Source organism: Paenibacillus sp. GCM10027626, from assembly GCF_042676285.1.
Lineage (GTDB): Bacteria > Bacillota > Bacilli > Paenibacillales > Paenibacillaceae > Paenibacillus_Z.
This window is the reverse complement of record NZ_JBHTHC010000028.1, coordinates 43,725-58,032: the sequence shown is the minus strand read 5'-3', so window position 1 is coordinate 58,032 and position 14,308 is coordinate 43,725. Positions and strand designations below refer to the sequence as shown.

The following is a 14,308-nucleotide window of genomic DNA, read 5'->3' as shown; positions in this document are numbered from 1 at the left end:
TTTCATATCCCATTGAAACGGCCGGCAGGTGATTTCCAAACATCCCTTTTTTCAACTGGTGAATCGCCATCCACATCTTCTCCTTGGCTTCCTTTCCCCCCTTTGCTATACTGTATTTGTCTGGTAAACCTTACCTGTATGGGCTTACATGTAAACTGACCGTTATGTGTGCGGATGAAAGGAAACGAGTTGGGTGTAAAGAAATGAAATGAAATGAAAATATGTATGCGTTTACAAATGTGAGTTGAATGGGGAGGTTGAAATGCTCCAAAAAGTTTTCTTCAGACATAAATTTGGTGTTCTTCAAAAGTATTTTTATTCCAATGTGATCGTTTTTTTGATTCCTTTCGTTCTGCTTGGTTATGTGACTTTCTATATAAGTGTCGATCGAATGAATGAAGAAATTAAATCGAACTATGAGGAAAAATTTCATCAAGTGGTAAGAGATATGGACAAGCAACTTGCAAGTATGACATCTGCCGCTTTAGAAATCTCTTCGAACAAAACTTTCAGATCTTATACGCTGAACCAGTTTCCAGTCAATGAGATGGAGGCCATCCAGCAATTAAAGCGATATAACAGTAGCTTGTTTTTGGCACAGAACATGCTCTTTTATACGAAGGGTGAAGATGCCATCTATTCTATGGAAGGGAAATATGATCCGTCCATCTTTTTCAGCTATGAGATTGCGGTTCCTGACTGGAAGAATTTTCTGCACTTCATTGATCAGACGGATATTCCCTTCTTTACATCGGATTCCGTTTTGCCCTATCGCAACATTGGTACAGCCAATTCACTGATCTATGTCTATCCGATTTCTACTTTGAATACGTTGCGCCGCGATTCTGCCATCATTTATTTCGTTACGGAACAGGCAGTTAGAGCAAGAGTTGAAAATTTGCTCGGCACATTTGAAGGTAACTTTTACATTTATAACACCTCTGGCGAATTGGTGTTTTCAGTCATAACCGAACCGGGGATCGGGCAAGCAGACATCTCGTCCTTATTGGATCGGGAAGATATAAATAGTCTTTCGATTCATAGAAACAAACAGCCTTACCACGCGTTCAAATCGGTTTCAACTGAAGGCGACTTCACATATATTCTGACAACCCCCTCTTCCAGTCTGCTTCGGGAGGCGGAGAACCTCAGGTTCTGGATGATGATTGTTTTATGTATCTCACTATTGTTTGGCCTTTTGGCGGCATGGTATTTTGCTTATCTCAATTACTCTCCGATTAAGAAGTTGAAAAACTTCATTAAGAAGGAATTTCCGGCGCCCCAATATAGCAACGATCGGAATGAATGGACAACGATCGACATGGCGCTTCATGACACCGTCAACAATTACGCCGCATTGAAGGCCAAGGCAGATGAACAGGTGTTGTTCATTCGGCAAAATTTGTTGCATTCGCTGCTGAAGGGGCATTGGGATAGTACTGTGGAAGCCGGATTGTGCGAACATTCGCTAAAGTTGGAAGGTCCCTACTATGTAGTCATGGTTATCATGAACCCGGAACTATCCGACAATGAGCAGATGGCATCCGTCAATAGACTGCTGAAGCGGCAGGATCTTTTCGGTGAAGAAGCCGCAGGGATTTATGCGGTTGAGTTAATTGACGAGAAGTATCTGGCTGTCATTTGCAATCTGGAATCCGATTCTGAAACGAATGTACGGGAAATTGCCGGAGAGTTGTTGCGCATATGCGAGGAAGCAGACATTCCGGTTCAAATTGGAATTGGCAAACCATACAGCAGTCTGAAGGAGATTGGCATATCGTATATCGAGGCGGTTTCTGCAATCGAATCAGGCCAGATGAACCATGCAATCGCGTCCTTCCAGAACATAACGGAGCAATATTCCGATCACGTATGGTACCCCTCCGATCAATTGCTTAGGCTTTTGCAAGCAGTCAAGCAAGGAGAACACGAAATGTCGGAAGAAATGTTGGTTAACTTGAAATTGGAGGTAAGAGTTCAGAAGTTATCGGTGATCATGGAGAAGTTGGTATGCTTCGAAACGCTTAATGCGCTGTTGAAAACTTTGCATAAATTGAATCTGCCTGTGTCTCATTCCGATCTGAATATGTGGAGTAATTCGACCAATATGGATGAACTCATCGACAGTATCGGACCCATCATACAGGCGGCGTGTGATAAAGTGTGCCAATCCCGACAAGTCAAGAGGGAGCAAATCGCACACGATATTCTCGGTTATATCGATGCTCACTTTAAAGAATACGATATTAGCCTCGACAGTCTTGCAAAGGAATTCAACTTGTCCAGCTACGCTTTAACGAAATATTTGCGGGATGAGACGGGATTGGGCTTCAAGGATTATATTATAAAGCTGCGTATGGATGAAGCCAAGACGCTGCTGTACGAAAGCAATAAGAGTGTCAGTGATATTACCGCTGAAGTCGGGTATTCGAATCCCTCGCACTTTATTAAGATGTTCAAGAAGCTGGAGGGGATCACACCGGCGGAATTCCGGCAATTGCAGAAGAACTGATCTTGGCTGGATCGGCGCAAGATACCGTTTTTTTACGAGCATGCAGCCGTGAAATCTCACAGATTTCCGTTATCGAAGAAACGAGTTACCTTCAAAATTTTCGATTATTTACATACAACCGTTCGCGGTTGTATTTTTATTTTTGCAAGCTACTGACATTGAGGGGAGTGTACCGCATTTTGCCTGGAAAGTTATCACTAAAAAAAAGAAAAGGCATTACTCGGGTTTTTCAGGATTATCAGTTATATTTGCTCATTGTACCGGCTTTTGCATTTGTATTTATTTTCCAGTACATCCCTATGTATGGAGTCCAAATTGCTTTTAAAGATTACAATGTGTTGGACGGGTTCTGGGAAAGCGGTTGGGTGGGGTTGGATCATTTTGTTCGATTTTTCGAGTCTCCCAATTTTGCGACCTTGATTGGCAATACGTTGGGGCTTAGTCTCTATCAGTCCGTTGTAGGATTTCCGGTACCTATCATTTTCGCCATTATGATTCATGAGGTGGCCAACAAGAAATTTAAAAGCGCTGTGCAGATGGTTGCTTATGCGCCCCACTTTATTTCAACGGTTGTTATTGTCAGTATGTTGGTGCTGTTCCTTCATTCAGACAGAGGATTGATCAACAATCTGATCGCAGCACTGGGCGGACCTAGAGTCGACTTTATTTCAAGACCGGAATGGTTTAAGACGGTGTATGTGTTTTCGGGTGTTTGGCAGAATGCAGGCTGGGGCACGATCATTTATTTAGCAGCGCTTTCATCAGTTGACCCACAGTTGACCGAAGCAAGCCGAATAGACGGAGCGAATCGGTTGCAGAAAATATGGCATGTTGATCTTCCGGGGATTGCGCCCACCATTATTATTTTGCTGATTCTGGATATGGGCAGTCTGCTTTCCGTCGGTTTCGAGAAAGTGCTGCTGATGCAAAACCCGTTAAATATGTCATCGGCGGATGTAATTCAAACCTATGTTTACCGGATTGGTATAGTGGGCGGGCAATTCAGTTATTCTGCCGCGATTGGTTTATTCAATGCGCTTGTCAATTTCATCATGTTGGTTATCGTTAATCAAATCGCTCGCAGGCGAAGCGAAACCAGCCTATGGTAGTTGTGTACAGTCTAATGATTTTGTATGGAGGTAAACGCGATGATCACTTCGACCGGCGATCGTATTTTTAGCGCAGTCAATTATTTTTTGTTAATGTTCATCTTTGTGATCGTATTGTATCCTATGATTTATATCATTGCGGTTTCTGTAAGCGATCCCATTTTGGTGGCCAGGGGGGAAATTAGGTTATTTCCCCAGGGATTTAATCTGGATGCCTACAGAAATGTATTCAAAAATTCGGATATATGGATCGGCTACCGCAATACATTCTTTTATACGATCTGCGGCACGGCTGTCAATTTGTTTGTTACAATCACTTGCGCCTTTGCGCTAGCCCGGAAGAAGTTGGCGGGCAAGGGTTGGATCATGGGCTTTTTTGTGATCACCATGTTCTTTAGCGGAGGAATTATTCCAAGCTATATCTTGATTAAAAATCTGGGGATGCTGGATACCCGTTGGGTTATGATATTGCCCGGAGCGATCAGTATTTACCATATGATTGTTACCCGAACTTTCTTTCAAAGCACGATACCAGAGGAAATGTATGAGGCAGCCAAAATCGACGGAGCTTCAGACATCGGTATTCTATGTCGCATTGCGCTTCCATTATCCTTGCCGATTATCGCCGTCATGGGTCTATTCTATGGTGTGTCGCACTGGAATCAGTTTTTTGGCGCCTTGATTTATCTGAATGACAGGGATTTGTTTCCGCTACAATTAGTGCTGCGCAATATTTTGCTGATGAACCAACAACTGCAGATGGACGTCTCCATGATGACGAGCGAAGAGTTCGATTATGTGGCCAAACAGGCTTACATGGCGGAATCAATGAAATATGCACTCATCTTCATTGCAAGCTTTCCGATGCTGGTCGCTTACCCGTTCGTTCAACGCTTCTTCGTGCAGGGTGTCATGATCGGTTCGCTGAAAGGCTAGAGACTGCAACAACACAAGGCTGCTTCTGTGCCTTTTGATCATAGATAAAGGTTGAATCGAAGAGATTGTCTAGGAGGGCTCAAATTGAGGAAAAAGATGATGTGTGTCGTAATTTGTCTGTCGGTGATTGCCCTGATCGTAGGATGTTCGGGGAACCAGAACAATAAGTCGACACAAACAGCACAACCTTCGGCTTCGAGCACGGATCAGCCGACAGGCACAGCTTCACCGTCCGAATCGATAGATGAAAATATAAATATGGATAGCAATCTGCCCATCGTCAAAGAACCGGTAACGATGAGTATGGTTACGGTAAGAAACTCAAATGCCGGTCCGGCCGATCAAATGTGGTTCTTCAAGTGGATGAAAGAGAAAGGGAACATTGATTTCAAAGTGACCCAGATTGAGGCGGCTGCATGGCCGGAGCGCAAAAATATTTTGTTCGCTTCAGGTGATTTGCCAGATATATTTTTCCATTCCAGTTTTAGCGCCAGCGATATTATCCGATACGGTCAAGTGGGCAAGCAGTTTATTCCACTGAACGATCTGATTGACAAATATGCGCCTAACATTAAGAAAGCTTTTGAAGAGAATCCGCGGCTGAAGGCGGCTGTGACTTCACCCGACGGGAATATTTACAGTTTGCCTTCCTATTTCAAGTATCCGCAATTGACGTGGAATCGCGTCTTCATTCATACAGATTGGCTGAACAAGCTCGGGTTAAAGGAACCTGAGACGTTGGACGATCTGTATGCGGTACTCAAGGCGTTCAAAGAGAAAGACCCCAATGGAAATGGGAAGGCCGATGAGATTCCGCTTGGCGGATCCTGGGGCCACGGATTTGAAGAGCGCATGATTGTGACCGCCGCGCTAGGCTTCAACCAGCCGGGATTCATGGGAATGGCGGTCAAGGACGGGAAAGTTGTTCTTCCTGAAGCGGATCCTCTCTATGGCGAATATTTGAAATACATGAATAAGCTTTATTCTGAGGGCTTGATGGATAAAGATATCTTTACTCAAACCGAAGTACAGGCCCGAGCCAAATCTTCACAAAACATTGTAGGCTTAACGGCAGACGGAGCGCCGGAAGTTATTGCTCCGGATCATTGGAAAGAATATACAGCGCTTAAACCACTGACCAGTAAGTGGAATCAGACGCCGCTCTGGCCGAGAGGGCAGGAGACCGAAATCGGAAAACTGATGATTACGCCGAAAGCCAAACATCCGGAAGTCGCCATAAGCTTCGCTGACCGGTTTTTCAAAGATGATTTCGCATTAGAATTCTACATTGGCCCTGAGAAAGGCAGCGAAGACGAACTGGGCTACAACGGCTGGTTTGTCAATGAGCAAAATAACATTGATTACGACTATCCGAACGGGATAAAAAGCGCCTGGGACTATCGGAATTTGCTCAGCCCTTTCAATAGCAACCAGCTTGGTGTCGTCTATAAAGTCGAACTGTTCAACGAAGTACATCAAGCCAATATTCAGCAGAGCGAAACGTCGCGGTGGTGGGAAGGGTCAATGAAGGAGAAGGTTGCTCCTTATGTAGTGCCGAACTATCCCGATGTTTACTTTTCAGATGATCAGATCAAGCGGATTAACGAATTGTATACACCGCTCAGCGATTATGCCGCCACGATGGAGGCCAAGTTCATTACGGGCCAAGTGGCATTGACTGAAGATAACCTGAACAATTATTTCACTCAGATGAAGAAGCTTGGTGCTGATGAATACGTTCAGATTCATCAGTCCGGGTATGACGACTATATGAAAAATTTGTAATCAGGTAGAAAAAGTTGCACGATCGCCTTCTTGCAAACATTCGCAAGAAGGCGAATTCCAAAAATAGGAGGTTGCGAAAAAGTGTACAGGAAACTGATCATTATGCTTGTGATGATGTCCCTGTTAGTTTCCAATAGCCCAGTTATGGCTAGCGGCAATAACATTGGCACCATTAATACCGAGGTGTGGAAGGTTGCTGAAATTACACTGACAAGCACAATCGCTTATACGGATCCCCTAACTGAAGTTGCGATTACCGCCACCTTTGTCGGGCCGAATGAAACGGTCATTACACGGCCTGGTTATTGGGATGGAGGGGATACCTGGAAGGTAAGATTCGCGCCCACACTGAAGGGCAACTGGACTTACCAGATTTCGGCTTCGGATACGACCAATACGGGGCTGAACAACAAGACTGGCAAAGTTCATGCTCAGAAGTACACAGGAGACCTGGAAATCTACAAACGGGGATTTCTGAAAACCTCCGATGATGGCAGATATCTTACTTATAATGACGGTACGCCGTTCTTCTATTTGGGTGATACGCATTGGGTATTGCCGCATGAACGGTTTGATACATCCAATGCGCCGGGTGTTGCTTCGCAATTCAAATATGTTGTCGACAAGAGAGTGAATCAGGGCTTCACCGTGTATCAGTCTGAACCCATCTGGCAGCCGCATGGCGGAGGCGAGCACGCGGGGGAGGACGAAGAAGCAGTTGCCAATTTGAGCGACGGTTTCACAGAAGCCGATCTGGAGGGATTTCGCAATCTCGATCGCAAATTTGCTTATATTGCCGATCGCGGTCTTGTTCACGCGAATGCTCAGGTGTCGTGGGTTAAAGACCCTGCGGATTATCCCGTGTACACAGAAGCGTATATGGCCAAGATTGCCGAATATTGGGTAGCACGTTATGGCGCTTACCCAGTCATCTGGACAATTGCACAGGAAATCGATAAAAACGCGCTCGGCGCTTTTAACAGCGAAACAATCAAAAAATGGTACGCGGTCGGGCAAAGCTTGATGGATCATGACGCCTATCATCATCCAATCATGCCTCATATGGAGACCGTCACATCCACGGTTGCTTCTACCTCAAGCTGGGCTGACAAACCGTACCACGACGGTTGGGCGGTGCAATGGAAAGACGGCATGGTCGGCATGGCTGTTGCCAAGGATTTCTGGAATCAATCACCTGCCAAGCCTGCGATATTGTATGAATCGGGTTACGACCATTTCGCGGTTGATAGCAAAGAGGCGCTTGGCCAGGCATACAAGGCGTTCCAATATGGCATGTACGGCTATGGTTACGGGGCGGGCGGTTTATGGAACGATATTTATTCGAAGACCGATGAGCCTGCCGATTACGGCACCGGTTACCATATTCCGGAACATTATTACTGGTGGTATGACGGCGCTAATCTGGAGACAGGCGACCAGCTAACCTATTTCAAAAACTTCTATACTTCATTAGAATGGTGGAATTTGCAGCCGAGGTTCAACGACAGCACTTATTCCAGCTTTGTTGATCCGAGTCGGTCGCTGTTGTCTTCCGACGGTCAGGATACGTATGTCGTCTTCTTCTTCAACAGTGGGACGGGGACAGGACAGCTGAGAAATATGGAGGCGAACGCGGCCTATACGGCTTCCTGGTTCGATCCGCGAACCGGTCACTATTACCCGATACCAATGGTCGTCAAGTCCTCTACCGGAACTTGGTCGATTCCAGCGAAACCAAGCGATGCCGATTGGGTGCTGTTGGTGAAGAAGCAGACAAAGCAGGGCTGGGTGTCCGAATGGATAGCGAGTTGGATGAGCGGTTGGATGTTGGATGGAACGTCAGCCTGGGGACCAGGGTGGCAACACTATGCGCGCAATGATGGCAACAGCGGCAGCCTTGATCCGGTCATTCAGCAAGCCATTATCGATTCGCTTGCGAATCCGACCGGTGTAGGGGATGGAGGGCCTGACAGCAGCGAGTTGCCTGATCCCGTTGCGTATTGGTCATTCGATCGCATTGAGGAAGATGATACATCGTTAGGAGAAGGGTTTGGCGAACCGGCACAATTGCTAAACGGAGCGAATATCGTTTCTGGCGGTGTTGTCGGCGGAGCGCTTGATCTGGATGGCGTTGATGACTATGTGGTCATCAACGATAACGACCTGCTTGGCGGCAAATCGCAATTCACTTTCTCGATGTGGTTGAAATTGAAAGCCTATCCGCAGCAGAATTACTCCATCATTGGCAAAGAGGCTCAGGATGGAAATACGATCAATTCATTTCGTATTGTAATCACTCCGAATGGAGGAGGACACTACGCGATGAGTACGATCAACAATTCGTGGTATAGCGGTAATTCGTCTTCTTTGCTGCTGCCGCTTCAGAAGAATAAATGGCAACATCTCACGGTCACATATGACGGCGCTAATTCCAAGCTATACCTGAATGGAGAGCTGCAAAAGACGAGTATAGAAATGAGCGGGTCTATGCTGAATTCCGACGAGCCAATCCGGATCGGCGCCAAGACCGCTGGGAATATCGATTATACGGCAGGAATGATCGATGATATCCGTATTTATGACCAGGCGCTGTCGGCAGAGCAAGTGTTAGACTTGTTTGAATCGTACCGTTTCGGTTAGGTGCAAGCGGGCCTGCTTCTGTATGGAGAACAAGCCAGGGAGCATTCCTGTTCGAGGGATTTCTCGCCTATGCCGACGATCGCAGAAGTCTGTCTCTCTCAAGCGATGAACAGTGGGAGTATCTCGTGGATGACGCAATCATCTTTGAATCCGACCAGCCGTTGTATGTGGGGGGCGCAGAACGGGTGGACGGTCGAAAGTTGCCTTACAGAAATCGGACCCGAACACCGCACCTTCACCCAAGCGGCCGAAGGAGGGTGTTTTTTTGTCGGGGATGGCGGCGAAGAGGATGACAGGCTCATTCCGGGCATTTATAATTTGGTTACGCCGATTCATGCCGCCTTCGCCGGTTGACACCGCGCGCAAGCCGCGCCTTGAGACAAGCGAAGCGTCAGGAACGCGCTGCAATCCCATTCGCAAGGAGGTCGCCGCCATGCCGACCCGGTTCATCCAGACGGTCCGGTCCCGTCTCTTGTACAAGATGCTGATCATTTACTCGGCGCTGACGCTCGTGCCGCTTGGCATCGTCAGCACCGCCTTCTACGTCCGGTCCGATCAGCTGCTGGAGAAGAAGGAGACCGAAGCGGTGCAGCAAAATTTGAACGAAACCGCGAGCAAAATCGACGCGCGGCTCTACGAGGTGCGCAAGCGGCTTTCGAAGCTCGGCGAGCAGGAAGCGATTCTGTCCCTGCTTGCACGGGATGCCCGGCAAGGGGGCGAAGAGCCGGGCGAGGATCGCAGCCGGCTGGAGAACGCCGCGGCGGAAATGCTGCAGTCCGAGCTGGAGCAGGCGCGCAATCATGTCGGCGAGTTCATCGATAACATCTACCTCATCAACAAAGCCGGTGCGATTTATTCCACGGATGAAAGAAAACGGTTACAGTATGTCGAAGCCTTCCGGCTGCTGCCCTTCGAATTCAAGGGCGTGCCGCAGTGGGCCTTCTTCACCGACCACGGGCGGATGGCATGCGACCTGAAGCTGTATGCCGAAGAGGCGAAAATGACCCCCGATACGGAGATCGGCATGCTGGTGATCACCGTCGATCCGCATAAGGTAACGCAGCTGTACGACGCGTACGAGCCGGGGGCGTTCTACATCGCCAATGCCGACAATCTCGTTCTGTCGAGCAAGAGGCCGACGGACATCGGGCAGCTGGCGGCCGCGGGCAGCGTGGGCAACTCGCTCATCGTCCGGCAGAAGTCCCAGTTTGCTGAATTCCAATACATTCGGCTGGCACCAGCGGGGACGAGCACGCTCGTGAAGAAGCAGGCGTTATTCGCGCTGGCGGTAACGCTAGCGGCGTGGCTGGCTGTCGTCGTCGCGACGCATGCCATTTTGCGGCGCATCACGAATCCGATCCGGCGGCTCAATCGGCTGATGCGCAAGGCGGAACTGGAGGAATACCAGATCTACCAGCAGGTCAAAGGCAGCGACGAGATCGCCATGCTTTGCCGGGGCTACAACCAGCTGATTACGCGCACGGAGCGGCTCATCGAGACGAATTACAAGAACGAGCTGAAGGTGCGGGAAGCGGAACTGAAGGCAATCCGCATGTACATCAACCCGCATTTTCTGTATAACATCCTGGAATATATCAGCGTGATCTCGCAGTCGCCGGAGAAGGCGAAATACGTGCCGGACGTCGTCCGAAAGCTGTCCGGCATTTTCCGGTTCTCGATCACGCCGGGCGATATCTTCGTGCCGCTGGAGACGGAGCTGGTTTTCGTGGAGAACTATTTGCAAATTCATCAGTACCGGTTCGGGGATCGGCTGGCTTACTCCGTCGATCTGCCGCCGATGTTCCGCAAAGTCGCCGTTCCGCGGCTCATTCTGCAGCCGCTGGTGGAGAACTGCATCATCCACGGCATCGACCGGCTGCCGGGCGGCGGACGAATCGACATTGCCGTTCGCGAGGACGATTTCCATCTCGCGATCGAAATACGCAACGATGCACCGGAGACGCCGGAACGTGACGAAGAAGCGGAGGAAGAGCCGCCGACGTCCTGGCGAGAGCGGACGCGGCGGGGACTCGGTTCAGGCATGGACAACGTGAACGACCGAATCCGGTATCACTACGGGAGCGATTATGGCGTCAAGCTGGCGCGCGACGCGGGCGGCGTCACGGTCCGGGTCACGCTGCCCATACAACTATGGCAGGGGGAAGCGGCGGGATGAGAATATTGGTTGTGGACGACGAGACGGAAATTCGCGAGTATATCGCGGGCATGCCGGAGTGGGGCGATATCCGCTGCAGCGTGGCGGCGGTAGCGGCGAACGGCGCCGAAGCACTGGAGATCGCGCGCCGCAATCGGCCAGATGTGCTGCTGACGGATATCCGCATGCCGGTCATGGACGGCATCGAACTGGCGGAGACGCTGCGCCGGGAGCAGCCGGAGCTGCCGATCATTTTTCTGTCGGCCTACCATGAGTTCGATTACGCGAAGAAGGCGATCCGGCTGGGCGCGGTGGACTTCATTACGAAGCCGTTCGTCGCGGCGGACTTGGTCTGGGCCGTGCAGCAGGTGCAGCAGCAGCAGCAGTTGGAATGGAAGCATCAGGAGGCGTTCTTCACGCTGTTTGCGTTGCCGGAGGAGCGGGACGAAGAGAAGCGGGCGTGGCTTGCGGAGCGCCGTCAGCCGGACGAGCCATTCGTCCTGCTGTATGCAGAGCTGGACGCCGTGGCAGGGACGTCCGACGAACGCAGCCCGTTCCGGGAGCGAAGCTTGACGGGGGCGGTGATGCCGGTGCTTGAACGGTGCCTGATTCCCTGCTGGACGGGACCGGCGGATGCGGGGCTTTACGTCCTGCTCCGCGGCGGCGCCGTCGACGCGGCGACGCTGCGGGAGGAGGCGATCGAGCTCGCCAAGGGCATGGTCCAGCTCGGGGCGATGTCGCCGGAGCTTCATCTGTCCGTCGGCATCAGTCTGGCCGAGCCGTCGCTGCTGCGCTTGCAAGAGGCGATCCGGCAGCTCGCCGCATGCATGGAGTACCGGATGCTTCTTGGGAAGAAATCGGTCATCGCTTACGAGACGGTCCAATCGATCCGCGGCGAGCGGGAACGGCAAGCGACGTTCTCCACGAACCGGATCGCGGATTTACTGCGGACGAGCGACCGGGACGGGATCACCGAGGCACTGCGCGAGGTATATCGGATGATGCTGACCGTAGGCTCGGGCAAGCAGGAGATTCAGCATCTCTGCCTTCGTCTCGTCGAACGGGCGGAGAGCGTCCTTGAGGAGTTCGGGCTGGAGCCCGATCCGCGGGCGCGGATGCGCATCCGGGAGAAGGTGCTGTCGAGCGTCATCCTGACCGAAATGATGCGCGAGGTCGAGCAGGCCGTGCAGAGCTGCGCGAGCCGCATCGCGGAGTCGGTCGAGCAGGCGCCGAAGCGGCTTGTCGCCGAGACGAGGCAGCTGATCGGGCAGGCCTACGACGGCGAGCTGACGCTGCAGGCGGTGGCCAAGCGGCTGAACGTAAACTATTCGTATTTGAGCCGGGTGATCAAGAAGGAGACCGGGCAAAATTTCTCCGATCTGCTGTGGCTGACGCGAATCGAGGCGGCCAAGACGAAGCTGCTGCGGGAGGATATGAAAGCGTACGAAGCGGCTTATGCGTCAGGCTTCAAAAACTACGCCCACTTCAGCCTGTTGTTCAAAAAAGTCGTCGGAGTCTCGCCGAGCGCCTACAAGCTGCAGGCAACCGCCGACAAAAGCGAGAGTAAAACAGAGCAATGATAAAGTCGACTGCAAGTATCCCCACTTTTCGAGTAAACGGTTACAATGACAAGTGTTCTTGCATTTGCATTTCACATACGAGAGAGAGGTACGGGGATGAAAAAGAGGGCGATACTGCTGCTCGCGGCGATGATGATCGTCGTGGCGGCGCTGGCCAGCTGCGGCGGCAACGGGAACGGCAGCGGAGGCGGCAACACGGGGGAAGGCGCCGGAAACACGCAGACGAACGGCGCGGCCCAAGGCGGCGATTCCGGCGCGGGCAATGCGGGAGAGACGAACGGCGGGACGGGAGCGGCTGGCGGCAAGGCGTTCACGATCCGCGCCGGCGCGTGGTTCCTTGACGAGCGCTCGCATCAAGTGGCGTTCAAGAAAGCGGTGGAGGACGGATACAAAAAGCTGTACCCGAACGCAACGATCCAATGGGACATTACGCTCGGCTCCACCTATTTTGACAAGCTGAAGGCGCAATTCGCGTCCGACACCGCGCCGGACGTGACGTTCTATCAGAAGCTCGACTACGCCAAGGCGGGCAATTTGATGGATCTTTCCGGCGAACCCTGGGTAACCCGGATGAGCGAAGCTGCCAAGAAGGATCCGTCGCTGTTCTACGAGGGCAAGCTCTACGGCGCGCCGGGAGCGGGCAATATCGGCGGCGGCATTTGGTACAACAAGGACCTGTTCGACAAGCTGAGTATTCAGCCGCCCAAGACGGTCCAGGAATTCCTCGACGCCTGCGAGAAGATCAAGGCCGACGGCAAGACGCCGATCGCACTCGGTTTCAAGGATCTATGGACCGCGAACATGTTTCTGATGAACTGGCTGCAGGCCTACACGTTCCCGAACGATGCGGATTACGGCAAGAAGCTGTACGACGGCACGATTTCCTTCGACGACGCCGTCATCCAGAAGGTATACCAGCACGTCGACACGATGAAGAGCAAAGGGTACTTTAATAAAAACGCGCTGAGTATCGACTGGCCGCAATCGGCGCAGCTGTTCGCTTCCGGCGAAGCCGCGATGATCGTGCAGGGGCCGTGGATGCCGTCGGCGAACGCCGAGAACATTGAAAAAGGCGGCTACGACAAGTTCCAGATCGGCTTCTTCCCGTTCATGGACGAGACGGGCAAACACAGTCTGACGTTCAGCTCCGGCACGGGGCTTGGCATTAACGCGAAGACGAAGCTGGTTCAGGAGTCCAAGGATCTCGTTGCGCTCATGCTCAGTCCCGAAGTGATGGGCCCGTGGCTGGAGGGCGAAGGCGGACTGCCGATGTTCACCGACATCGACGTCAAATTCGCCGATCCGGTCATGGACGCGGTGAAGCAGTATCTCGACGGCGGGCTGACGCTTCCTTACGGGCTTACCTCGTTCATACCGACGAGCAGCGCCAACGCGATGGTCGATGTGCTGACGAAGGTCGTCTCCGGCGTCAAATTCAACCCGGCGGACTTGAAGGCGGCGCAGGATGCGATGGCGAAGGACAAAGCGACCGTCGTGCTTCCGCAAAGCTGATTTGCCTGCGGCATACCCCCGCGCCTTGACCTGCGCGGTCGGCCGGCAAGCCGCTTCGCGTCCGGACCTGCGGCGCGCG

The 14,308-nt window shown here is 51.4% G+C and carries 9 protein-coding genes; all 9 read left to right on the top strand.

The window, feature by feature from the left end; translation table 11 throughout:
• Positions 1 to 262: 262 nt before the first annotated feature.
• The 9 genes from ACFQ0N_RS33535 to ACFQ0N_RS33495 all read left to right on the top strand — a co-directional run bounded on the left by ACFQ0N_RS33535 (position 263) and on the right by ACFQ0N_RS33495 (position 14,229).
• Positions 263 to 2,512, top strand: coding sequence for a helix-turn-helix domain-containing protein (locus ACFQ0N_RS33535; RefSeq protein WP_379334473.1), 2,250 nt, complete (start codon positions 263 to 265; stop codon positions 2,510 to 2,512).
• A 179-nt stretch (positions 2,513 to 2,691) separates the two neighbouring features.
• On the top strand, positions 2,692 to 3,621 hold the full coding sequence (locus ACFQ0N_RS33530; RefSeq protein ID WP_379334472.1) for an ABC transporter permease: 930 nt from the start codon (positions 2,692 to 2,694) through the stop codon (positions 3,619 to 3,621).
• 39 nt (positions 3,622 to 3,660) lie between these two features.
• Positions 3,661 to 4,557: a carbohydrate ABC transporter permease gene (locus ACFQ0N_RS33525; RefSeq protein ID WP_379334471.1), complete on the top strand. Its 897-nt coding sequence runs from the start codon at positions 3,661 to 3,663 to the stop codon at positions 4,555 to 4,557.
• Between the two features lie 84 nt (positions 4,558 to 4,641).
• Positions 4,642 to 6,342, top strand: a complete 1,701-nt coding sequence (locus tag ACFQ0N_RS33520; RefSeq protein WP_379334470.1) for a type 2 periplasmic-binding domain-containing protein — start codon at positions 4,642 to 4,644, stop codon at positions 6,340 to 6,342.
• Positions 6,343 to 6,423: 81 nt separating this feature from the next.
• On the top strand, positions 6,424 to 8,982 hold the full coding sequence (locus ACFQ0N_RS33515) for an apiosidase-like domain-containing protein (protein WP_379334469.1): 2,559 nt from the start codon (positions 6,424 to 6,426) through the stop codon (positions 8,980 to 8,982).
• Between the two features lie 129 nt (positions 8,983 to 9,111).
• Complete coding sequence (locus ACFQ0N_RS33510; protein WP_379334468.1) at positions 9,112 to 9,336, top strand: hypothetical protein; 225 nt, start codon at positions 9,112 to 9,114, stop codon at positions 9,334 to 9,336.
• 79 nt (positions 9,337 to 9,415) lie between these two features.
• On the top strand, positions 9,416 to 11,158 hold the full coding sequence (locus ACFQ0N_RS33505; RefSeq protein ID WP_379334467.1) for a sensor histidine kinase: 1,743 nt from the start codon (positions 9,416 to 9,418) through the stop codon (positions 11,156 to 11,158).
• On the top strand, positions 11,155 to 12,717 hold the full coding sequence (locus tag ACFQ0N_RS33500; protein WP_379334466.1) for a response regulator transcription factor: 1,563 nt from the start codon (positions 11,155 to 11,157) through the stop codon (positions 12,715 to 12,717). The genes ACFQ0N_RS33505 and ACFQ0N_RS33500 overlap by 4 nt, the downstream gene beginning before the upstream one ends.
• Positions 12,718 to 12,813: 96 nt before the next feature.
• Positions 12,814 to 14,229 (top strand): ABC transporter substrate-binding protein, encoded by a 1,416-nt coding sequence (locus ACFQ0N_RS33495; RefSeq protein ID WP_379334465.1) that lies wholly within the window; start codon positions 12,814 to 12,816, stop codon positions 14,227 to 14,229.
• Positions 14,230 to 14,308 lie beyond the last annotated feature (79 nt).

What these genes read in the sequence shown, in the direction of transcription:
- ACFQ0N_RS33505 (WP_379334467.1), top strand. Translation starts at nt 9,416, where the DNA reads ATGCCGACCCGGTTCATCCAGACGGTCCGGTCCCGTCTCTTGTACAAG.
- ACFQ0N_RS33495 (WP_379334465.1), top strand. Translation starts at nt 12,814, where the DNA reads ATGAAAAAGAGGGCGATACTGCTGCTCGCGGCGATGATGATCGTCGTG.
- ACFQ0N_RS33510 (WP_379334468.1), top strand. Translation starts at nt 9,112, where the DNA reads ATGACGCAATCATCTTTGAATCCGACCAGCCGTTGTATGTGGGGGGCG.
- ACFQ0N_RS33535 (WP_379334473.1), top strand. Translation starts at nt 263, where the DNA reads ATGCTCCAAAAAGTTTTCTTCAGACATAAATTTGGTGTTCTTCAAAAG.
- ACFQ0N_RS33525 (WP_379334471.1), top strand. Translation starts at nt 3,661, where the DNA reads ATGATCACTTCGACCGGCGATCGTATTTTTAGCGCAGTCAATTATTTT.
- ACFQ0N_RS33500 (WP_379334466.1), top strand. Translation starts at nt 11,155, where the DNA reads ATGAGAATATTGGTTGTGGACGACGAGACGGAAATTCGCGAGTATATC.